Source organism: Microcoleus sp. PH2017_28_MFU_U_A (assembly GCF_020738035.1).
In the GTDB taxonomy this organism is placed as follows: Bacteria; Cyanobacteriota; Cyanobacteriia; order Cyanobacteriales; family Microcoleaceae; genus Microcoleus.
Window position 1 is genome coordinate 16,794 of the sequence record NZ_JAEQCX010000115.1, and the last position, 23,146, is coordinate 39,939.

Sequence of the window (23,146 nt, forward strand, 5' to 3'; positions counted from 1 at the left end):
GGGAATTGGGAATTGGGAATTGGGAATTGGGAATTGGGAATTGGGAATTGGGAATTGGGAATTGGGAATTGGGAATTGGGAATTGGGAATTGGGAATGTGAGCATCTCAGTTTTGCATTTATGTATAGTGCGAGCGTCCCCGCTCGCGTATTGTACAATACGCGAGCGGGGACGCTCGCACTAATAACAAATAACAATAACAAATAACAAATAACCAATAACCAACAGCAAATAACCAATAACAAATAACCAATAACCAATAACCAACAGCAAATAACCAATAACCAACAACCAACAACCAACAGCAAATAACCAATAACCAACAGCAAATAACAAATAACCAACAGCAAATAACAAATAACCAATAACTAATAACCAATAACTAATAACTAATAACTAATAACCAATAACTAATAACAAAGCGATCGCCCTTTTTTTCAAAAGAGCGATCGCTTTGTTTATTTATTCAGTACCTGCTGCCAACAGCGGGCCACTAACATCACATCTCAAGGCTTTTTAGCCTTGCTCTACCTCATTCTAGAAATCTTGCGGTAACAAAGAACTTAAACGCTCCAATAAAGGATCGGACTCCCGACGAGGAGGAACCTCAGCATCAGAAACTGTATCATTCGCTACAGACTCAGACTCGATCGGATCAGGCTCTACTACTTTTGAAACTTGGGCAAAAGAAACTTGAGCAAACTTACTGTCAACACTCCCCTGCAACTGATCCAACTGCGCGCCCAATTGACTCAGGTGATGTTCCAGTCCTTCCAAACGGCTTAATTCCTCAGCAGAAACATTGCGCTCAAACTCAGCAAATCTGACCGCAAGTTCAGCAATACGCTGTTCCAACCGCTCAGAGCTATCTGTAGAGCTAGCAGACTCAGATACAGACAAAAACTGCCACAAAGCTTGCTTGCAGAGATTGCTGAAAGTCTGATACTTCGTAAAAGCCAACTCTTTTTCAATAGCCGCCAGCAAAGTTTGATCGGCAGCATCTTCCGTAAACGCCACCGAGAAATTCGCCTTATTTTTTGCCCACAGTGCCATAGGGTTCAAGCCTTAATGCGTTACTTTATCGTGGCTAGCTGAGCCTCAGCATAAATAAACTGTCCCAAAGCATTAGCTTTCCGAGAAGGCTGAGCCAAGTGAGCCTTAAGATTGGCGTCTTTCAGCAAAGGTTGGAGTACCTCCCAGAAAAATTCGCCGCCACCGCCAGTCAGAACTACGTCCGTCACCCGTTCCGGCAACCACTGTACCAAACGTTCGGACAGTTCGTTAGCGAAAGCCTCCCGCAAATCCTTAATAATCGGATCTAAATTAGTCGGCTTAGTCGCTCCTCTAGGACGGTAGAAACGCTGCCCTTCGGGTTTGTTCACCCCTTCCAATAAAGACAGGGATTGAGGGTCTGCCCCCGGAATTTTTGAGGCAACTTGTTCGTAGAATTTGTTCATGGCGAAGGAATCGCTCTTAGAAGCCGCTCGGGCGAACCGGAAACGATCGACCATTAACAAATCGGTAGTTTGGTGTCCGATATCGACCACAGCCACCGACAGTTCCGGCAACTCCGGCGTAAACTCCTTGTTGTCTTGAGCTTCGCACCAAATCAGGCTGCCGAATCCTTCCGGCATCACCCAAACGTGGCGAATATCAATTTCCAAACGCTCGCCGCGGTATACCACAACGTGGGGAGAGCGCAGTTGGCTGATAATCTCTTCCTTTTCTTTCTCAAACTGATCCTGCGAATAAAAAGGCAAACCCAGCACTACTGCCATTTCGCCCTTCATCTGGAAATATCCAGCACAGGAAAAAACCTTAACCAAAGCATCTACTACTTTCGACTGGTCAGCCCCACCGAGATTAGCGCCAAAGTCAGCGGCCAGTTGGCCGATGGCGTACCCCTTGCCCTGGTGCTCCAGCCACATATCCAACAGAGGGTCTGTTGCTTTTGACTCAAAGCTGCCGCCCCGCACCTTTTCCACGGGCATAGTAGCCACGTTGGCAGGGATGAAAACAACACCATTTGGGTTGCGACTCACGCAAGCTTTAGTTGCTGTACGACCCAAATCAGCACTAATAATCGATTTGTGAGAAGCGATCTTAGTCTGCTGCGTCAGCATAGCCGAATTAGGAACAAGCTGTCTAGTTGTCATTGAAATGTGTTACCTCACTGAGCCTCACCATTATCATGCCTTATCCCTGGACACTGCCGCGCTTAAAGACAGTGGGTTTTGAGGCGATTCTTCTAACTCTACCTAGATCGGTATTGAAATCAGCACCAAACATTATATTCGGGACGATCGCCCTTACCGTAACTAAGCTAACTTTTTCTCGATCGCGACGATCGCCGGCATCTTGCCCGATCGTGCATTGTTAAGTTAAATTTAGTAAAGATTCTGAGTGTAAACTTTTGTCACACTAATCCGAGACCGCCAGCTTACCCGATCTATCCCCAATTCAAGGCACCCGCATTTATGAAAATTTCTTGGCAAACTATACTACTTTGGACTTTACCCGCCCTAGTCATCGGCTTTTTCCTGTGGCAGGGAGCCTTCGCCGCGTCCCCGGCAGAAATGAGCAAGAACACCGCCAGCACCCGCCTGAGCTACGGTAGATTCTTAGATTACTTAAACGCCGATCGAGTGACCAGTGTTGATTTATACGACGGAGGCCGCACTGCGATCATCCTAGCCGTCGATCCCGAACTGGACAATCACGAGCAGCGGTGGCGGGTAGACTTGCCGTCAAATGCTCCTGAACTCGTTTCTAGACTCAGAGATTCCAAAATTAGCTTCGACACTCACCCCCTCCGCAACGACGGCGCCATCTGGGGAGTGTTAGGCAATCTAGTATTTCCTCTCTTATTAGTAGGAGGGCTGTTCTTCCTGTTCCGCCGCGGCGGCAACGTGCCGGGGGGCCCAGGCCAAGCCATGAATTTTGGCAAATCCAAAGCACGCTTTCAAATGGAAGCTAAAACAGGCGTACTGTTCGACGACGTAGCAGGCGTAGAAGAAGCCAAAGAAGAACTCGCCGAAGTCGTGACTTTCCTCAAAAAACCCGAACGCTTCACCGCAGTCGGCGCCAAGATTCCGAAAGGCGTGCTGCTAGTAGGCCCTCCCGGAACCGGCAAAACCATGCTGGCAAAAGCGATCGCAGGTGAAGCCGCCGTCCCTTTCTTCAGCATCTCCGGTTCAGAATTTGTCGAAATGTTTGTCGGTGTTGGCGCATCCCGCGTCCGCGACTTGTTCAAGAAAGCTAAAGAAAATGCTCCTTGTATAATTTTTATCGATGAAATCGATGCAGTGGGCCGCCAGCGCGGCGCCGGTATCGGTGGCGGTAACGATGAACGGGAACAAACCCTGAACCAGTTGCTGACCGAAATGGACGGTTTTGAGGGCAATACAGGCATCATCATCATTGCTGCTACGAACCGCCCTGACGTGCTCGACTCGGCGTTGCTACGTCCGGGACGTTTTGACCGCCAAGTAAGCGTTGATACACCGGATATCAAGGGCAGGTTGGAAATTCTTGAAGTTCACGCGCGCAACAAGAAGCTGTCTGAGGAGATTTCTTTGGATGCGATCGCCCGCCGCACTCCCGGTTTTACCGGTGCTGATTTGGCTAACTTGCTCAACGAAGCTGCCATTTTGACAGCAAGACGGCGCAAAGATGCGATTACGATGCTGGAAATTGACGATGCAGTCGATCGCGTCGTCGCAGGTATGGAAGGTACACCGCTGGTAGACAGCAAGAGCAAACGCTTGATTGCTTACCACGAAATCGGCCACGCGATCGTCGGTACAGTCATTCAAGCCCACGATCCCGTACAAAAAGTTACCTTAGTTCCTCGCGGACAAGCCCGCGGCTTAACTTGGTTTATGCCCAGCGAAGACCAAGGTTTGATTTCGAGATCCCAAATCCTAGCCCGGATTAGCGGTGCATTGGGCGGCCGCGCAGCCGAAGAAGTAGTTTTCGGCGACGCTGAAGTTACCACCGGTGCCGGCAACGACTTGCAGCAAGTCAGCGGTATGGCCCGCCAAATGGTTACTCGCTACGGGATGTCTACCTTGGGCCCGATCGCCCTAGAAGCTCAACAAAGCGAAATTTTCCTCGGCCGTGACTACACCGCGCGATCGGAATATTCCGAAGAAATTGCCTCTCGCATTGATGGACAAGTTCGATCGATTGTCGATCGCTGTTATGACGAAGCGCGCCAAATTATTCGCGACAATCGTACCGTAGTCGATCGTTTAGTCGATTTGTTAATCGAAAAAGAAACCATCGACGGCGAAGAGTTGCGCCTAATCGTCTCTGAATACACTTTTGTTCCTGAAAAAGAACAATACGTTCCTCAGCTTTAAAAAGCTAATCTTCACGGAAAATATTCAGGGCGAATAGAATTCGCTGAGTTTACGATCGCACAAACAAAGTCCGCCTCCGCGGACTGAAGAAATTCAACCCGCGCAGGCGGGTTTTGTTTGTGTAGCAGCGGTTTCAACCGCCGAGTTTGTTTGTAAAATAGCAACAGTAGATTAACGTAAATTAACCCAGATGAACAATAAATTTGTCACCCATAAAATCAATAATTTGTCAAGCTTGTTTCTAGCTACTTTAATTTTTATTCCCCTCAATACTTTGAGCGCCCGCGCCGAAAAATTAAGATGTTTTGTAGATATTTGCATTGACCCCAGCAGCGTAAAATTAAGTAAATCCAATTTTCCCGGTGCACCCTCTTATCCTGTCAGAACTCTTTTAGGAACTCAGCAGTTTAGTAACGAGAAAATGCGGGTGCAGATGGAAGTTAACTGCAAGCAGCGAGAGTTTAGAACTGTCAGAGTTAGCCAAGATGGCGAAAATTGGTCAAATTTCGATCCGAGGTGGACTTTAGTCGATCGCAACTCATCTTTGTCTCGGATGGTTGACTATACTTGTCAGTTGACAGTTGACAGTTGACAGTTGACAGTTGACCGGGGATAGCGACCTCTACCTGGAAGGAAGAAGATTAGAGTAATGAATAGTAATTATTGTAGGGTGCGTCAGGGGGCTGAATATGTTTTGTACCTACTCAAAAATTCTCCCCCCTGACGCACCCTACGGCTAGTTAACCGCGCACCCTATACTTGTGTAGGCTGCAATCTAAAATCTAAAATCTAAAATCTAAAATCGGATGACCAACCCCATCGAATACCGGCAAAGACGCGAACAGTTAATGGCAAAAATTGGCAGCGGGACAGCAATATTTCGCAGCGCGCCCGCAGCCGTCATGCACAACGATGTTGAATACGCCTACCGACAAGATAGCGATTTTTTCTATTTAACTGGTTTCAACGAAGCTGCGGCGGTAGCAGTGCTCGCACCACACCACGAAGAACACAAATTTGTTTTGTTTGTGCAGCCAAAAGACTTGGAAAAAGAAACTTGGCACGGTTATCGCGCTGGAATTGAAGGCGCCAAAGCCTTGTACGGCGCGGATGAAGCGTTTCCGATCGCCGAACTTTCCGAAAAATTGCCAAAATATTTAGAAAAAGCCGATCGCATATATTATCACTTCGGGCGCGATCGCAATTTCGACCAAACAGTCCTCAACCACTGGCAAAGCTTGATGCGAACTTACCCCAAACGCGGTACAGGCCCCACTGCGATCGAAGATTCCAACATCATATTACACCCGATGCGGCTGGTAAAAAGCCAAACAGAATTAGCATTAATGCGAAAAGCAGCTAATATCTCAGTTACCGCCCACAACCGCGCCCGAGAATTTGCCAAACCAGGCAGATACGAATACGAAATTCAAGCAGAAATAGAACATATTTTCGGCATGAACGGCGGCACCCCCGCCTACCCTTCAATTGTTGCATCCGGTTACAATTCCTGCGTCCTCCACTACATCGAAAACAACCGCCAAATGCAGGAAAATGATTTGCTGCTAATAGATGCCGGTTGTGCTTGCGGCTACTACAATGCCGACATTACTCGCACCTTTCCCGTCAGCGGCAAATTCACCGCCGAACAACAGATAATTTACGACTTAGTTTTGCAAGCACAAACCCAAGCAATTAGTCAAGTATATCCGGGAAATCCTTACAGCAAAATTCACGAAACCGCAGTGCGCGTTTTGGTGGAAGGTTTAATGGATTTAAAACTTTTGGTGGGCGACATTGAAGAGATAATTAAAGAGGAGAAATACAAGCCATTTTATATGCACCGCACTGGTCACTGGCTGGGATTGGACGTGCACGATGTCGGTGTTTATCAGTACGGCGAAAATCCGCAACTTTTGCAAGCAGGACAAGTTCTGACGGTGGAACCGGGGATTTATATTTCTCCTTATATTAAACCCGTTGAAGGACAGCCGGAGGTTCCTGAAAAATGGCGCGGTATAGGTGTGAGAATTGAAGATGATGTTTTGGTGACAATTGACAGTCATGAAGTTTTGACCGCCGGAGTTCCGAAATGAAAGCCGCTATGTTTCAACAGTTGACAGTTGACAGTTGACAGTTGACAGTTGACAGTTGACCGCTTGAGGGCGACCTCTTCCGGTCAGTCCGAGGATGGGAGTAATGAATCGTCTTCTTTTAATTTCTACGCCAAACCCAGAGGCTTTCAACCAATTCTTTCTGGTAACAAAGCAGAAGGTAATAAATCTTTTGTCTGGCTGCGGTCAATTTCACATTTCAATTTCACAAAGCGAAGAAGGCAGAAAATGGGAATAATCTCAATCAGCAGGCATTTTCTGGGCAAAACTTAATATATTTGTAAATTTTGTGTGAAATGGTGCTAGTTGGCAGTCAAGACTGGATCCTTCTAATGTTAGGCTAGACACAACTATAGTCCGCAACTGCAAATTAAGAACTTACTATGTGTAGTGAGCCCACAGAGATCGATCGCGCCCTCACCACCTGCGAAGCGCTAGTCGCAGAGCAAAAAGAAAAAATTCGGCAACTCGAAGAGAATTTGCAGGAAGAAATAGAATTGCGGCGCAAATTAGAAGCACAACTGAAAAGAGATATCATTGAGCTAACTCAAACAGAAGCTTCTTTCCGACAAAATCAAGAATTTATGCAAAGGGTGGCTGATACTACCCCCGGTGTTTTATACATTTACGACCTCATAGAAAACCGCAATCTCTATGGAAATCGCTACATCGCCGAGTTTTATGGTTGCACGGCGGCACAAGTTCAGGAAATGGGAAACGATGCCCTTTCTTTGCTAGTTTATGCTGAAGATATAGAGAAACTTAGCGTTCATGTCGAAACAGAAATAGCCGTAGCTAAAGATGGAGAAATCCTGGAAACAGAGTACCGAATTCAGCACCCTAGCGGCGAATTGCGGTGGTTTCACGATCGGCACGCAATTTTTTCTCGCACTCCTGACGGCAGGCCAAAACAAATAGTCGGAGTTGCCCAAGATATCACCGAGCGAATTGAGGCAGATGCCGCTCTCCGAGAAAATCAAAAGTTTATTCACAGTATAACCGAAGCACTTCCAGGCCTTGCGTACATTTACGATATTACTGAAAATCGAAATATTTATACCAACAACCAAGTTAACCAAATTCTCGGCTATTCCTCCGAACAAGTTCAACAGTTAGGAGACGCACTTTTTCCCACAATTATGCACCCCGATGATTTGCTAAAAATCCCGGAAATCCAAGCAAAAATATCAACACTCAAGGAGGGCGAAATATTTGAGTGCGAGTACAGGCTGAGAAATGCTCGGGGTGAATGGCGCTGGTTTATGGGCAGAGATATTGTTTTCTTGAGAAACTCTGACGGTTCGCCGAAACAAACTCTCGGTATTGTTATAGATATTACTGAACACAAGCGAGTTGCCCTAGAGCGAATTGAGTTAATCGCATCTCTTGAAAAAAGCCAGGAAATGTACCGAACTCTGATCAAGCATTATCCGAATGGATCGGTATTTTTGTTCGATTCTGATTTGCGCTATATTTTGGTTGACGGTCAAGGTTTGGCGGTAGTTGGTTTGTCCAAAGAACTGGTGGAAGGCAAAACCTTGTCGGAAATATCGCCGCCAGAAGATTTGGAATTTTTTGAGACCAAATATCGCGCAGCTTTAGCAGGAGAAGAGAATAATTTTGAATATAAATATCGCGATCGATTTTATTCAACAACAGTTTCTCCAGTCAAAAACGACCAGGCAGAAATTTTTGCAGGCATGGTAGTTACTCAAGATATTACAGAAAAAAAACAGTCAGAATTCGTGCTGCAACGCCTTAAAAATGAGCTAGAAATAAAATATCACAAGCGTACTGAAGATTTAAGAATAGCTAACCAACACTTGCGGGAAGAAATTATCGATCGCTGGCGTACCGAAGAATTTTTGCGGGAAAGTCAGGAACAGCTAGAATTGTTTTTTTCTCAATCTTTAGATGGTTTTTTCTTTATGATGCTGGACGAACCAGTGTACTGGGACGATACCTCTGACAAAGAAAAAGTTTTGGATTACGTATTTTCTAACGGGCGGGTAACGAAGGCAAATGATGCTTTGATCGCTCAATACGGAGCTACTAGGGAAGAGTTTATTGGCGTGACGCTTAACTCTTTCTTGTTCCACAACTTGGCTGGTGACAGAGAAATTATTAGGCAATTTTTTGATGCTGGCAGAATTCACATCGAAAATGACAATCGCAAGTTTGATGGTGAGCTAATTTGGGTGGAAGGAGATTATATTTGCATTAACGATTCCCAGGGCAGAATTGCCGGGTATTTTGGGGTGCAGCGCGATATTAGCGATCGCAAAAAAGCAGAAGCTGCCCTTAGAGATAGCGAAGAACGTTTTCGCGCAACCGTCGAACAAGCAGCAGTCGGCATTACTCATTGCGATAAAAATGGTCGCTATTTGCGAGTCAACCAAAAGTTCTGTAATATTTTGGGATATACTGCGGAAGAGTTGCTGTGCGGAACTTGGATGGATGTCAGTTACTGTGAAGATCTAGAGCCGGACAGGGAAAAAAATAACAGATTGTTTGACCGGGAAATTGACTGTTTCAACATGGAAAAACGCTTGGTTTGCCAAGATGGTTCTTTAATTTGGGTAAATATCACTGTTTCCCTCGTCCAAGAACCGTTGAGCGGAGCAATTTACAATGTAGCAGTCATAGAAGATATTAGCGATCGCAAAAAAGCTGAAGCAGCACTGAAGGAAAGCGAAGAAAGGTTTCGACAGCTAGCAGAAAATATTGAAAGCGTGTTTTGGATGGTAGGCGTTCACCCCCAAGAATTTATTTATGTCAGTCCGGGTTACGAAAAAATTTGGGGGAGAAGCAGTGCTGATTTGTATGCTTGCGGGCGCTTTTTTGCAGAGTCACTCCATCCAGAAGATCGCGCTCGGGTGATTGCTACATTCACTAAACAAGTTCTAGCTGAAGACGAGATTGAGTATCGCATTGTCAGGCCAGACGGCGAAATTCGCTGGATTCGCGATCGGGCTTTTCCGATTAGAAATCAAGGTGGTGAAATTTACCGCGTTGTTGGGATTGCAGAAGATATCAGCCAAGCAAAACAGGCAGAAAAAGCGATCCGTGAAAGTGAAGAACGCTTCCGCCAGCTTGCAGAAAATATCCAAGATTCCTTCTGGCTAGTTTCTGCTGATTTTACCGATTTATTATATCTGAGCCCAGCTTACGAACAAATCTGGGGGCGCAGTCGCGAAGAATTGTATGCCGAGCCGATAAAATGGATGGAGTGGGTGCATCCAGAGGATATACATTTGCTGCAAGAGGGACTTCCGCAAGTGTTGCAGGGCGAGTTCACCAGTATCGAATATCGGATTGTACTGCCTGACGGCACAATTCGCTGGGTGTGCGATCGAGCTTTTCCCATTTATGACGAAGCGGGCAAAATTTATCGGCTGGCGGGTATTTGCGAAGATATTAGCGATCGCAAATTGACCGAGGCCCGCATCCAAGCGGCACTCCGCGAAAAAGAAGTATTGCTCAAAGAAATTCACCACCGAGTCAAAAATAATATGCAGGTAGTTTCCAGCCTGCTGCAACTTCAAGCTCAATACATTGAAGACGAACCGACGCTTGCTTTATTTGAAGAAAGCCAAACCCGCATCCATTCAATGGCTCTGATTCACGAGCAACTTTATCAATCGGAAAATATCGATCGAATCCACCTCCCCCCTTACGTTGAAAACTTGATTGCTAATTTGTATCAATCTTTTGGTTGTGGTAACACTTCTATCAAATTCAATCTCAATGTTGATTCCATATATTTAAATATAGAAACGGCAATTCCTTGCGGTTTAATCATTAATGAACTGGTTTCAAACTCCTTAAAGTATGCTTTTGGTCAAAGTTTATCGGGAGAAATTAGTATTAATTTTAATGAAAGTAATTTCCCAGAATTTCATTTAAGTATTCAAGACGACGGCAGCGGATTTCCGGCGGACTTTGATGTGGAAAGTAGCGAAACATTAGGATTGCGATTAGTGCGGATGTTAACTCAGCAATTAGAAGGAAATCTGGTTATTGACACTGAGTGCGGAACTTGTTACCATATTACTTTCCTTGAGTTAAATTATCGGCGTCGCATTTAAGAAAAAAATATGAATCCTATAAAAATATTGGTAGTAGAAGATGAAATAATTGTAGCTCAGGACATAGCAGGCAGATTAAAAAAGCTGGGTTATGCAGTAACAGCTATTGTTGCTTCAGGAGAAGAAGCTCTAGAAAAAGTAGACGAAAGTCCGCCAGATTTAGTGCTGATGGATATCGTGCTTAAAGGTGAGATGGACGGCGTGACAGCCGCAGAAAAAATTAGAAATAAGATAGATATACCGACAGTATTTTTAACAGCTTATGCCGACGATAAAACGATGCAAAGAGCGAAAATTACAGATCCATTCGGCTACATTATCAAACCATTTCAACAAAATGATTTGCGGGTGGCGATCGAGATTGCGCTCCACAGGCACGAAATCGAAACCAAAATGCGAGCAGCTCTCAAAGCTTCGGAAGCAGCCAGAGAGTCGGTGGAAGAAAAAGCGCACCGCCAAAACCAGTATATATCAATGGCTGCCCACGAATTGCGGAACCCGCTGAACACGATTTTAATCTCTGCCGAGCTCCTAGAACTCGATCGCACTCGCAGCAGTGACGAATCTCAAGTCAAAACCCTGCGCCTAGTGCACTCAGCTACCCAAAAGATGAACCAGCTAATCGAGGATATGCTGTTCATGGGCCGAGCAGAAGCAGGGAGACTCAAATGCAATCCATTACCGATAAATTTACTCGAATTTTGTCAAGATTTGCTGGATCAATTGCAGTTAGGACATGAAGCCAAACACAAACTAAGATTCAGCCCGTCTGCCGTTACCAGCGCGATGTTAGATCAACAATTGCTGCACGGCATTATTTCTAACTTAATCGTCAACGCCATAAAATATTCTCCCGACGGCGGGCAAATAACCTTAGAATTGGAATGCCGTCAACCAGGCGAGGGAGACAAAGAAGCTATTTTCTGCTTGTCTACTCAGTCTTTGTTTGCCAATTCCCCATTTAAAAATATTAACTCTCCTTTACTAATTATTCGCATCCGAGACGAAGGTATGGGCATCCCAGAAACCGAAGTAGGGAAAATATTTGAAATGTTTTACCGTTGCAAGAATAGTGGAAAGATTAAAGGTAACGGTTTGGGATTGACGATTGTTAAAAAAGCTGTGGATTTGCAAGGAGGTGCGATCGCCTGCGAAAGCAAAATCGGGGTTGGTACTACCTTTACAGTCGCCCTTCCTTACGTAGCTCTTTCCTCTAAAACTGAATTGTCAAAGACTTAAATGCCAGGTAACGGAGGACACGGCAATGCCGTTTCCCTACCCCAAAATAATCATGAACCCTTGATGAGAGATGTAACCATCGCAAGCATTTATTGTAGGGACACGGCAGTGCCGTGTCAGACGTGGTTCAACTGTGCTCACCCACCGCTGTGGGTAATATCAATTCCGATGCCACTAATCAAAATGTTGCAAAATCCACTCAACCCCCGCAGCTAAATTTGCAGCAATAAAATCAGGTTTAGTATGGTGCTGATACTCGCCACTCAACACGCTTTCCCCGTAACCAGTCTGCACCAAAATACCAGTACAACCGGCATTGTGAGCCATATCGACATCCGTCGCTTTATCCCCCACCATAAAACTATTCGCCAAATCCAAATCGTGTTCCCAAGCCGCCGCTACCAACATCCCCGTATTCGGTTTTCGCCAAGTCGTGTACCGGGTAAATTCTGGATTTGTTCCGCCTTCTGCTGCACTCAAGTAAGGACAATAATAAAGAGCATCTAACCTCGCTCCGGCTTCATTTTCTAGTAACAAACACAGGCGTTTGTGCAAAGCTTCAACGTGGGCCACAGGATAATAACCCCTCGCCGGTCCCGATTGATTGGAAACCAAACAGCAAAATATTTGTCTGTCATTTAAACGGCGTACAGCTTCAGCTATGCCGGGGATTAAATGCAAATCTTCTAGTTTGTGAATGTAGCCAGCTTCGATATTGAGAACGCCATCGCGGTCGAGAAATACTGCTCGTTTCATAGAATTGCGATCGGATTGTAGATACTGTCTGGAACTGTCAAGGAGTAGCGCTCAAATAATTCGGGATCGAAGGCTTTTTGGATTTCTAAAACCCCAAAGCCGTGCGACTCCAATTATACTCTAGCTACCCTAAAAAATCAAGACAGTATCTACAGATATTAGACAAGATTACAAAAGTCCTTTTAATCAAATTTTGGGACAGGCTAGAAGCCCATCCCACAAGAAAAAAGATTTTTTTGGGAGGTTGCTCAGAGCAGCGTCCTAACTATTTTTGCAAGAAGTCTATTGCAATTAATTTATCCGCCCCGTCACTACTTTTTGTACCAAGCTTGGCGCCACTGTTTCATTTGCTCAATCTCTTGCTTTTGCGAAGTCAGAATCTCTTGAGATAATTTCTTCATTTCGGGCCGTTTCGACTTCTTCAACGCATCTTCAGCCATCACTAAAGCTCCTTCGTGGTGGGGAATCATCGCATTCAGAAATCGGAGGTCAAATTCAGCATCAGCCGCTCCTAAATCCATGCTCATCATCATGGCTTGCATTTGTTCGGGAGTCATTGGCATCATGTGATTCATTTGAGCGTGATAAGCCATTGGCGTACTGTCGGCTTTGGCATACCAAGTTTTTCGCCACTCTTTCATTTGATTGATTTCGCGGTTTTGAGCGGCAATAATGTTATTAGCTAGTTTTTTCATTTCCGGGCGCTTTGACTTGTTGAGCACCTCTTTCGCCATGTTTACAGCACCTTGATGGTGTACTGTCATGCCATCAATAAATCGCAAATCGTAGTCGGCATCAGCCGGGCCTAAATCCATTGACATATTGTGATTCATGCCATGATTCATACCACCCATGCCGCCACTTTGTGCCGCGTCTTGCTTGTTGTTCGCTTGGGTTGTTGCGGTAACATTTGGGGCTTGAGTTGGGCTGGTAGGAGATTTTGAACAAGCTGCTAGAATTCCGCTGGTTGCGGTGGCTGTGGCGGTCAAGATTAGCGCTGCCAAGCCTGTTTTTAATGAAATTGGTTTCATAGATTTTATATCCTTAAAACTCCCAGGTTTATTCAGTTTCTCACATATAAATGAAATTGGCATGAAATTCTTGAGTCGAAGTTGTCAGTTGACAGTTGACAGTTGACAGTTGACAGCGACCTTTACCTAGAAGGAAGAGGATTGGAGTAATGAATAGTCTGATTTTAATTTCTCCCAAAAAAGCTTGGGGCTTTCAACCGATTCTTTCTGGTAAATAAATCTTGCCGTGCCATCAATTAGATAAAGGATGAGTTTCACTAAAACTTAATAATTAATTTGGAATTTCCCCTTGACTCTCCTGCTAACTGGAGACTTTACAATGGAGTTAATTCATCTATGAAGCTTCGGGTGCATTTCACTTTTGAAGAGGGCGAAGCATGACCGCATACAAGTTATTAGTTATAATCTTATTTTCACTGCGGTCATGCTTCGCCCCTACAAACATATTTGCCTTGCACAGGTCGCTGCACCCGAAGCAAAGTAGTTTCTGCTGAGGTTCCACAATTATGACTTTAGAGCTAAAAATTCCCAAAATGGCTTGTTCGGCTTGTGTGAATACAATCACAAAAGCAGTCCAAGCTATTGACTCAGGCGCTGCTGTTGAGGCAGATATCAAGACAAAATTGGTCGCGATTCAAACGGCTAAGCCGGAAAGTGAAGTTAGAAAAGCGATCGCATCTGCTGGCTATCCAGCCAGTTGATTTTAGATTTTAGATTTTAGATTTATATCATGTCCGCAGAGAACGACCATGATAAGATTTGTTTGTAGTGAGGACTTCAGTCCTCTGAATTATGAGGACTGAAGTCCTCACTACAAACCGTTTTTATTATGGTAATTTACAGGACATAATATTACTCTACAGATGAATCTGGGAGATTGAATAAGAGTCTCATTTTTTTGATTCTCTACTACAGCCCTGCGGCCGCTTGTATCCGTTTTTTGGGGTGCATCTGGTTTTTGAAGAGGGCGAAGCATGACCGCATATAAATTATCAGTTATCATCCCATATTTTCTGCGGTCATGCTTCGCCCCTACGGATGTATTCGCCAAACCCAGATGCACCCGTTTTTTGGGATTATTTGAACCCAGAAGCTCATTTTCTAATTTAGGAGGGCATTTATGGACAATCTCACACTTAAATTGCGGGGCATGAGTTGTGCTGCTTGTGCTTCCTCTATCGAACAAGCAATTAAATCTGTCCCCGGCGTAATTGAGTGCAGCGTCAATTTTGGCATGGAACAAGCAACCATCCAATATGACTCGAAGCAAACCAACTTAACAATCATTCAAGAAGCTGTTGATGCAGCGGGATACGAAGCTTTGCCCCTGCAAGAAATGGCAGAGGATGATGCAGAAAAAGCCGATCGCAAATCCGCATCTCAAAACTTGCAGCGAAAACTCTGGATCGCAGGCAGCATCAGCATTATACTGGTTTTGGGCGGCATTCCAACCATGACAGGCTGGCACCTGCCATTCATTCCCGCATGGCTGCACAATTTTTGGTTGCAATTAGTGCTGACATCACCAGTACAGTTTTGGTGCGGTAAATCGTTTTATGTGGGGGCTTGGAAATCGTTAAAACGGCGCGTCGCCACAATGGATACCCTGATTGCTTTGGGGACAAGTGCTGCTTACTTTTATTCGGTATTTGTGACATTTTTGCCCGGTTTATTTACCTCGCAAGGTTTGAATCCTAGCGTTTACTACGAAGTTGCCACCAGCGTGATAGCGTTAATTTTGTTGGGAAAAAACCTCGAAAATAGAGCGAAGGGAGAGACTTCGGAAGCAATTCGCAAACTCATGGGTTTGCAAGCAAAAACTGCTCGGATCGTTCGCAACGGAGAAGAGTTAGAAGTACCCATCGCCCAAGTGGCAATTGGTGACATTGTGCAGGTGCGTCCGGGCGAGCAAATCCCCGTTGACGGAGAAGTGATTGAAGGTGCTTCGACGGTAGATGAAGCAATGGTTACGGGGGAAAGTTTGGCTGTCAAAAAGCAACTTGGCGATGAAGTTATTGGAGCGACAATTAACAAAACAGGCAGCTTTCGGTTTCGCGCTACCAGAGTTGGCAAAGATACATTTTTAGCTCAAATTGTCAAGATGGTGCAGGATGCCCAAGCTTCAAAAGCACCGATTCAAAAGTTAGCAGACCAAGTGACGGGCTGGTTTGTTCCTGTAGTAATTGCCATCGCTTTAGCTACTTTTATTATTTGGTTTAACGCGATGGGTAACTTCACTTTGGCGACGGTGACAATGGTGGAAGTGCTGATTATTGCCTGTCCCTGTGCTTTGGGTTTGGCGACTCCGACTGCTGTGATGGTTGGCACGGGTAAAGGTGCAGAAAATGGAATCTTAATTAAAGGAGCCGATAGTTTAGAATTGGCTCACAAAATTCAAATTATCGTGTTAGATAAAACTGGAACGCTTACGGAAGGTAAGCCGACTGTTACTGATTTTGTGACAATTAAAGGAACGGCCCAGAGCAATGAGTTAAAGTTGCTGCAATTGGCGGCGTCTGTAGAGCGAAATTCGGAGCATCCTGTAGGGGAAGCTGTGGTTAGATACGCTCAATCTCAAGAGGTGAAGTTGACAGATATTCAGGATTTTGAGGCTGTGGTGGGGAGCGGCGTGCGAGGGGTTTCGGGGGGAAAGTCGATCGCCCTGGGAAGCCTCAGGTGGATGCAGGAACTAGGCTGCGATACTGAATATCTGGAGCTGCGCGCGCGAGCTTTTGAAGCTGCGAGCAAAACGGTGGTTTGGATGGCTGTAGAGGGCAAAATTGAGGCAATTCTGGCCATTGCGGATGCTCTGAAACCTTCGTCGGCGCGATCGGTGAAAGCGCTGCAAAAACTCGGTTTGGAGGTGGCCATGCTGACTGGGGATAACCGCGCGACTGCGGAGTCGATCGCCCAATCGGTAGGAATTACTCGGATTTTTGCCGAAGTTAGACCCGACCAAAAAGCAGCTCAAATCCAAGCGCTGCAAGGAGAAGGCAAAATTGTAGCGATGGTGGGAGACGGGATTAACGATGCTCCTGCTTTGGCCGCTTCGGATGTGGGAATTGCGATCGGTACCGGCACTGATGTGGCGATCGCAGCCAGCGACATTACCTTAATTTCCGGCGATTTGCAAGGCATAGTTACAGCAATTCAACTTTCCCGCGCCACGATGCGGAACATCCGCGAAAATCTGTTTTTTGCCTTTATTTACAACATCGCGGGTATCCCGATCGCCGCTGGCATTTTGTACCCGATTTTTGGCTGGTTGCTCAATCCGATTATCGCTGGTGCAGCAATGGCTTTTAGTTCGCTTTCGGTAGTGACTAATGCTTTGCGGTTGCGGAATTTTAAAGTGAAAGTTATTGCATAATTTAAGAGGGATTTGAGAAATGTTTAGCCAGCGTCAAGTTTTAGGAAGTCTCGCAGGTTTAGGAATTATGCTCGGACTTGCATCGGGAGTTCGAGCCAATCAAATATCAACTCATCCTGCAAATTCAACTGCTCAATTTCGGCAAATAGAACAACCGATAAGTTTAAAAATTGGCATAACAGCAGGCGGATTGAGCTTAATTGGTTTAGAATTATGGTGGTTTTTGTTCAGTAAAAATCAAGCTTAGAAGGAAGAAGGAAGAAGGAAGAAGGAAGAAGGAAGAAGGAAGAAGGAAGAAGAGATACACAGCAAGCTTTTTAGCGAGCCGTATTTTACGTTTTATTAGGTGGATTTACCTAAAACAAAGTAAATTTGGCCGTTGCGGTTTTTTCCACCAAGAACTCGGTAAAATTAAGAAAGCTTAAAAAATTTGGAGTGAGCTAAATGCAACTACTACACACGATGCTCCGAGTCGGAAACCTGGAAGAGTCCCTCAAATTTTACACCGAGGTTCTGGGGATGAGATTGCTGCGACAAAAGGACTATCCAGACGGTAAATTTACTCTGGCTTTTGTGGGCTACGGCGACGAATCCGACACTACAGTTTTGGAATTAACTTACAACTGGGGCGTCGCCGAGTACAATTTGGGTGATGCTTACGGTCATATTGCGATCGGCGTTGACGACATTTACGGTACTTGCGAAGCAATTAAAGCCCGCGGCGGCAAAGTTATTCGCGAACCCGGCCCGATGAAGCACGGTTCAACAGTCATCGCTTTTGTCCAAGATCCAGATGGATATAAAGTTGAATTAATTCAACTGAAAAATCAAGGTAGCAGCAGTCAGAAAGTAAGTGCGGCGACTGCATCTTAGTCTTCGCTAGGACAGGCTAGAAGCCCATCCCACAATTGTGTTTCTTGTGGGATGGGCTTCTAGCCTGTCCCAAAATTTGATTAAAAGAACTTTGGCAATTCAAGTCTGCTTTCAAAGGTAGGCTGGCACCTACCAAGGTATGTAGTTGCGCTTCAGCGCTCTTTATAATATTAGGGAAGAGCGCTGAAGCGCAACTACGTACCTAATTTGAGCGCTGAAGCGCAACTACGTACCCAAGAGCGCTGAAGCGCAACTACGTACCTTTGGAGCGCTGAAGCGCAACTACGTACCTAATTTGTCTGACGACAATAAAACCGCCCTGCTACTGACAGAATGCGAAGGGGTTTTCCACACTTTTAATTCGATCGCACTGACGGTACAAATTGCTGCAAGTAACTCTTTTGCCACAAAATAGAAAAACTGTTCCCTATTTGGCTTAAACTGTCAAATTTAGGAATTAATTTAGATTCTCGGCGCTTGTCTAAGGCAGCGAGCGTCGCAAAGAATATAGCTAATACTAACAAAAATACCACCATCACAATAAAAAACATAGTCCAATAGACTAGAAATTCACTTTGGTAGTAGTTGACGGTCAATATCGAGTTAATCACTGCATCGGATAAATACAAAACTAGCCCTATTGAAAACCACACTCCTAACAATAGCCACGTCCACTTAAACATCTGTGTTGCAGTCTTGTTATTTTTGGACGCCGAAAGTTCTAAATCTCTAATTTTGCTGTTAATTTTTGATGTGACTTCATACAAAGTAGACTGCAAAGAATCTCTGATTAAATTCAAATCGTTGTCGAGGTTTATGCACTGCTCGGACGTGCTTTTGTCAACACTCACGTTTTGGAGTTTCCTGCGGTGTTCAGCCAGTTTATTACCAAGGGTCTGATCCCATTCTTGCAGCCGCTCTACTGTCAAATACAAAAGTTCCCTATTCGCATCTAACAAGCTCTGACAATCTAGGATCGACTTAACTAACTTGCTCAAATTGTGAATATGCTCGTCTACAGCATTTTGGTATTCCCTCTGTTTATCTGACAAGAAATTTGCCATTGCGATATCATCGTCGCACAGCGACACAGCCTCAGAATACACGCCGTCAATTTCCTTTTTATCTAGATACAGTGACGCTTTGCACTCCTCAATTTCGGGAATGGTCAGAGATTCTAAAGACTGATGTTCTACATGAAATTTATATAGGAGCGCTGTCATAATTTGCGCCGATTTTCGGTCTAGCCGATCTTGGTAAGGTTCTAACATAATTGCCGCTCGATTTTTGATCGCCGCCTCCGGGTGGTGCAGAAACTCAAAAACTTTGGCAACTATTTGGGAGAATTCCCACTCCTTAAAATTATTTTTCGCCACATCCAAAAAGTTGGTGATGGCTGCATCCTTTTCGGCATGAAATTTGTACCCATCATCCGTAACTGCGATCGCAGGAAATACGCGATCGACCCAAAACAGATATTCCTCGCAATCCATTAACACACCTAGCAGCAGCCAGCTAGGGCCGTAGACCCAAAAATCGAGACAATTCTCATATTCCTTACCGCTGTCCATTCTGCTGTTGTCGTTCAAAGCAAATTTATTGCTGGCTAACAGTTTAATTTGCTCTTCTACAACCCGCTGCTCAATTTCTGCTGCATTAATTGTGACATGGCCAGCAGATTCCTTGCCTTGTGCTTGCCATTCATCCAACAAAATTGACTGAATGCTAACAGCAGCACACCACCGAATTAAAGGAGTCGCTCCCCCTAGCGCTTCCTGTTCCAACACCGCTAGCTTATTTTCGCTAAAATCACTTGATACAGGTTCCTCACTTGATATAATACCCTCTCGCACCTTGCCCAATGCTTGAATTGCCAAAGCCCGAAACAGCAAATTTGGATGCGGTTTTCTAGCGGATTCTGGTATATCTTGCCCTAATATTCCGCTTTTGGGTACGTCCAGAACTTCAGCAAAAGGAGCGATTCCGCATTGTTGCAAGATGCCTTCAACGGTGTTTATTCTTTCCCAAGGTTGAGTATATTTGGTGAGACTGAAGATGAGCGCTGTGTCGCTGCACTCCATTGACTCAGGGATGCTAGTGCGATCGAGTTTCCAGAGATTGCTTGTCATAATTTGTCGCCATGACAATTGCTAGATCTTAACGTCGTTGTCCGATGCTGAATGCAACTCTACATCTACTGCTGCTTTTTGTCAATATTAGTCCCGAACGCAGTTGACACATAGGTAAGCTGGGTATCAAATTTCACGAGTATATTTCTGGTTGGTTGCTTTCATGCGATCGAGTTCAGTGAAGGCTGATACCCCCTATCCCTGAATAAGGGGAATAAAAGAGTTCTTCAAGTCTCCTAACTATCAGGGCGATGCGAGGATCTCCGAAGGCTGGACAGTATTAACTCAACCGTATGGTGAATAAAACCGATATTTTCCGTAGCAACCGGGTTGAGCAAGCCAAATATCTGTCGGCGACTAAGGAATGAGAATTAAATAACTTACAATTTTTATTATTCTTGTGGGATGGGCGTCCCGCCCGTCTTTTCGGGACGGGCTCTCCCGCCCATCCCACAAATATGTGTAAATTATTTAATTCGCGATCCTCAGTATATAATTTTACACGAATCCGATAAGATGTCTAATTTGCAGGCTATTTTTTTTGACTCGAATCAACCTAGGATGCTTCTTTCTTTTTCGGGAGTTTTAAAATTTTGTCCTTCGCCATTTTGTCAACGATTACGTCGCTGATAATTTGAGCTCCGTGGGAGGTAAAGTGCACGCCATCATTAATTTTTACATAACCTCGCTTGCCGGATTTGTCAGCAACTACGGGGACAAAATTCCCTGCTTCAGCAAAAGCATCCCAAGTAGAAATAAATTCTATTTTTGATGAAGACTTGCTGGCATTTTTATAGATGTCGTTCATGATGGGAAAAGCTTTGAGATACGAAGATTTGTTAGATATCGATTGACCTATCCAATACACTTTTTTTACGGAGGAAGAGCCAAGTAATTTGGCATATTTATCTACTCTTGCTTGATAAGCTTTTTGCCATTCGGGGGTCAGAATAGCCCGGTATTTTCCTTGGTTATCGGTGATATCTTGAGTGTCATTGCCTCCGAACAAAATTATCACTACATCTGGCCCGTAATCCTGGATCATTTCACTGGTTCTGGCGTACCAGTCATAATAATCTATCCGATTTAATCCGCTCGATACTTTGTAGTCGATTTTGGTATTTGAGATATTGTATTTTTCTTTAAGAGTGTACTGGAGTTGAGTTCCTAAATCGAACATTACGGAATCTCCAATAAATAAAAATTTGCGATAAGCTACGGTTAGTTTTGGTTTGGATGGAGTGGGTTTCTTGGCAGGCTTTGGGAGGATGACTGCCGATTTTGTTGCGGTTTTGACCGGAATTTTGTCGGGGTTTTTGGAAATGCTATCGAAGTTAATATCTTTGATTTTGCTCCAAAAATCTTGTTCGGATTTCCTGAAGCCGTCTATTTCGATCTGGCGCGCTGCTTGTTTGATTTCGGTACTGGCTAAAGGAGTTGAAGAAAAGCTTTTCACAAATAAGGATAAGTTGGAAAATATTAAGGTGAGAATTACAGAGGTAACTATCAACAAAATTTCTCGGTCTTTCATAAGAAGTTATTTGTTATTTGTTATTTGTCATCATAAAGGAAGGAGAAAGAACGTAATAAGATAAAAAAAAGTCTTTTTTGTGATTTATATAGCGGTTCTCAAAAAAGCCAGGTATGCCCTATGCCCTATGCCCTATGTCCTATGCCCTATGCCCTATGCCCTATGCCCATGAGTACCTCATATGAGAACTCGAAAGGCTATACTTGTTTATTAGAAGTTAAAGTAAATAAAAGGTGGGACGGTACTTGGGCCTAGCATTAAGATAGCATACACGAGCAGGGAAACTAAGACAACCCGAAAGAATAGGTTGTTTAATGACAATATTGTTTGCAATACTTGGGAAATGATCTCGCCCCACAGGTTGATTGCGCCAATGACTGCAATTACTAGATACAATTGCCAAAAGTTGAATTGAACAGTTGCAGCAGAAAAACGAAAGATTCCTTGAAAAAACCCGATCGCAGTTTTCCAGTTGGGTGTGCCGAAAAATACCCAGCTACAGGTAACAAAGGTAAAGGTTAACAACCAACTGCAAAATTTGGCAAATCTCGGAAAGGCGTAGTCTAATTTGAGATGGATAGCTTGGGGAATATCTTTACATAGATGGTTGACAATCAGTCCTAAACCGTGGATTGTTCCCCAGAAAATAAAGTTTAATCCTGCGCCGTGCCAAAATCCGCCGATCGCCATTGTTATCAGTAAATTTACGTACTTCCGCAATTTGCCGTATTTATTGCCACCTAAGGGAAAGTAAAGGTAATCCCTCAACCACTCCGAAAGACTGATGTGCCACCTTTTCCAAAATTCTTGCAGGCTGAGCGATCGATATGGCATATTGAAATTGGCGATCGGTTTGAAACCCAGCAAGCAAGAGATACCGTTAGCTAAATCCGAGTAGCCGCTGAAATCTACGTAAATCAAACAAGAATAGGAAATTGCCGCGAGGATTAAATCTATGCTGCTGTACTGCTGGGGGACTTTGAATGGTAGTTGAGTGAAATTAAACAAAAAGCTCGCTAAAGTATATTTTTTGAAGAGTCCAGACAAAATCAAAACGATAACTTCTTCGATTTTATAGTCATATTTACTTGGTGAATTTAGCTGCGTATAAAATTCGTGAGGGCGGGAGATTGGGCCGGAGGCAATTTGGGGAAAGTAGGTAATGTAGGTGGCGTAGTCTATAAATTTAGGACAGGAAATTTTTTGTTGGTAGCAGTCGATTAAATGAGAAATTATTCTAAATGTGTAGAATGATATGCCGACGGGGGCGATTATTTGTAATATTTGAAAATTGGCGGGAATTTTGAGCTGGTTTAGTACCTCAAATAAGGAGGTTACAAAGAAGTTGCAATATTTAAAGATGCCGAGATTGACAATGTTGACAATTATGCCGAAGATGAAGGCAAGTTTTGGCTGTTTGCCGCGATCGACTGCTCGGAGAATGATATAATTGTATACTGTACTTAAAATCAGGAGTCCGAGAAAGTCTAAGCTCCAAAAAGAATAAAATAATAAACTGGAAATTAGCAAGACAATTTTATACAAATCAACTTTGGGCTTTAAGGAGAGGATGGCGCTAAAAATAATTAGGAAAAATACTAAAAATTGGTAAGTAGGAAATAACATAGATGTCAATAAAGTAAAATTTTTA

At 44.3% G+C, this 23,146-nt stretch carries 17 protein-coding genes; 10 read left to right on the plus strand and 7 right to left on the minus strand.

Annotated features, from left to right (window positions below; translation table 11 throughout):
* Window positions 1-537 precede the first annotated feature (537 nt).
* Both JGK14_RS26640 and JGK14_RS26645 read right to left on the minus strand, forming a co-directional pair.
* Window positions 538-1,053: a hypothetical protein gene (locus JGK14_RS26640; RefSeq protein WP_293177507.1), complete on the minus strand. Its 516-nt coding sequence runs from the start codon at window positions 1,051-1,053 to the stop codon at window positions 538-540.
* 20 nt (window positions 1,054-1,073) lie between these two features.
* The gene (locus JGK14_RS26645) at window positions 1,074-2,156 is read right to left on the minus strand and encodes a ParM/StbA family protein (protein ID WP_293155295.1); all 1,083 of its coding nucleotides are present in this window, start codon (window positions 2,154-2,156) and stop codon (window positions 1,074-1,076) included.
* Window positions 2,157-2,477: 321 nt separating this feature from the next.
* Here JGK14_RS26645 and ftsH2 point away from each other — a divergent pair, with 321 nt between their 5' ends.
* The 6 genes from ftsH2 (at window position 2,478) to JGK14_RS26675 (ending at window position 11,805) form a co-directional block, all read left to right on the plus strand.
* Window positions 2,478-4,364 (plus strand): ATP-dependent zinc metalloprotease FtsH2, encoded by a 1,887-nt coding sequence (ftsH2, locus tag JGK14_RS26650; RefSeq protein WP_293177509.1) that lies wholly within the window; start codon window positions 2,478-2,480, stop codon window positions 4,362-4,364.
* 190 nt (window positions 4,365-4,554) lie between these two features.
* On the plus strand, window positions 4,555-4,956 hold the full coding sequence (locus JGK14_RS26655) for a hypothetical protein (protein ID WP_293219134.1): 402 nt from the start codon (window positions 4,555-4,557) through the stop codon (window positions 4,954-4,956).
* 214 nt (window positions 4,957-5,170) lie between these two features.
* On the plus strand, window positions 5,171-6,460 hold the full coding sequence (locus JGK14_RS26660; RefSeq protein WP_325315680.1) for an aminopeptidase P N-terminal domain-containing protein: 1,290 nt from the start codon (window positions 5,171-5,173) through the stop codon (window positions 6,458-6,460).
* 103 nt (window positions 6,461-6,563) lie between these two features.
* Complete coding sequence (locus JGK14_RS26665) at window positions 6,564-6,716, plus strand: hypothetical protein (protein WP_293177515.1); 153 nt, start codon at window positions 6,564-6,566, stop codon at window positions 6,714-6,716.
* A 145-nt stretch (window positions 6,717-6,861) separates the two neighbouring features.
* The gene (locus tag JGK14_RS26670) at window positions 6,862-10,566 is read left to right on the plus strand and encodes a PAS domain S-box protein (protein ID WP_293197715.1); all 3,705 of its coding nucleotides are present in this window, start codon (window positions 6,862-6,864) and stop codon (window positions 10,564-10,566) included.
* Window positions 10,567-10,575: 9 nt separating this feature from the next.
* Window positions 10,576-11,805: a hybrid sensor histidine kinase/response regulator gene (locus JGK14_RS26675; RefSeq protein WP_293270504.1), complete on the plus strand. Its 1,230-nt coding sequence runs from the start codon at window positions 10,576-10,578 to the stop codon at window positions 11,803-11,805.
* Window positions 11,806-11,979: 174 nt separating this feature from the next.
* On the opposite strand, the gene JGK14_RS26680 is transcribed toward JGK14_RS26675, so the two are convergent.
* Together JGK14_RS26680 and JGK14_RS26685 are read right to left on the minus strand one after the other, a co-directional pair.
* Window positions 11,980-12,561, minus strand: a complete 582-nt coding sequence (locus tag JGK14_RS26680) for a D-glycero-alpha-D-manno-heptose-1,7-bisphosphate 7-phosphatase (RefSeq protein ID WP_293197712.1) — start codon at window positions 12,559-12,561, stop codon at window positions 11,980-11,982.
* Window positions 12,562-12,872: 311 nt separating this feature from the next.
* Window positions 12,873-13,592: a DUF305 domain-containing protein gene (locus JGK14_RS26685; RefSeq protein WP_293219130.1), complete on the minus strand. Its 720-nt coding sequence runs from the start codon at window positions 13,590-13,592 to the stop codon at window positions 12,873-12,875.
* Window positions 13,593-14,098: 506 nt separating this feature from the next.
* Between JGK14_RS26685 and JGK14_RS26690 the strand changes: the two genes are divergently transcribed.
* The 4 genes from JGK14_RS26690 (at window position 14,099) to gloA (ending at window position 17,835) form a co-directional block, all read left to right on the plus strand.
* A complete protein-coding gene (locus JGK14_RS26690; RefSeq protein WP_293177525.1) occupies window positions 14,099-14,293 on the plus strand; it encodes a heavy-metal-associated domain-containing protein in 195 nt (64 codons plus the stop codon).
* Window positions 14,294-14,712: 419 nt separating this feature from the next.
* On the plus strand, window positions 14,713-16,962 hold the full coding sequence (locus JGK14_RS26695; protein ID WP_293225122.1) for a heavy metal translocating P-type ATPase: 2,250 nt from the start codon (window positions 14,713-14,715) through the stop codon (window positions 16,960-16,962).
* 19 nt (window positions 16,963-16,981) lie between these two features.
* On the plus strand, window positions 16,982-17,209 hold the full coding sequence (locus tag JGK14_RS26700; protein WP_293177530.1) for a hypothetical protein: 228 nt from the start codon (window positions 16,982-16,984) through the stop codon (window positions 17,207-17,209).
* 197 nt (window positions 17,210-17,406) lie between these two features.
* Window positions 17,407-17,835, plus strand: a complete 429-nt coding sequence (gloA, locus tag JGK14_RS26705) for a lactoylglutathione lyase (RefSeq protein WP_293177534.1) — start codon at window positions 17,407-17,409, stop codon at window positions 17,833-17,835.
* 356 nt (window positions 17,836-18,191) lie between these two features.
* Here the strand turns inward: gloA and JGK14_RS26710 are convergent, their stop codons facing one another.
* The 3 genes from JGK14_RS26710 to JGK14_RS26720 all read right to left on the minus strand — a co-directional run.
* Window positions 18,192-19,964, minus strand: a complete 1,773-nt coding sequence (locus tag JGK14_RS26710) for a hypothetical protein (RefSeq protein WP_293177537.1) — start codon at window positions 19,962-19,964, stop codon at window positions 18,192-18,194.
* Between the two features lie 556 nt (window positions 19,965-20,520).
* Window positions 20,521-21,495, minus strand: a complete 975-nt coding sequence (locus JGK14_RS26715; RefSeq protein ID WP_325315681.1) for an SGNH/GDSL hydrolase family protein — start codon at window positions 21,493-21,495, stop codon at window positions 20,521-20,523.
* Window positions 21,496-21,705: 210 nt separating this feature from the next.
* Window positions 21,706-23,146: MBOAT family O-acyltransferase (locus tag JGK14_RS26720; protein WP_293197707.1), on the minus strand; the 1,441-nt coding region annotated here is incomplete at its 5' end.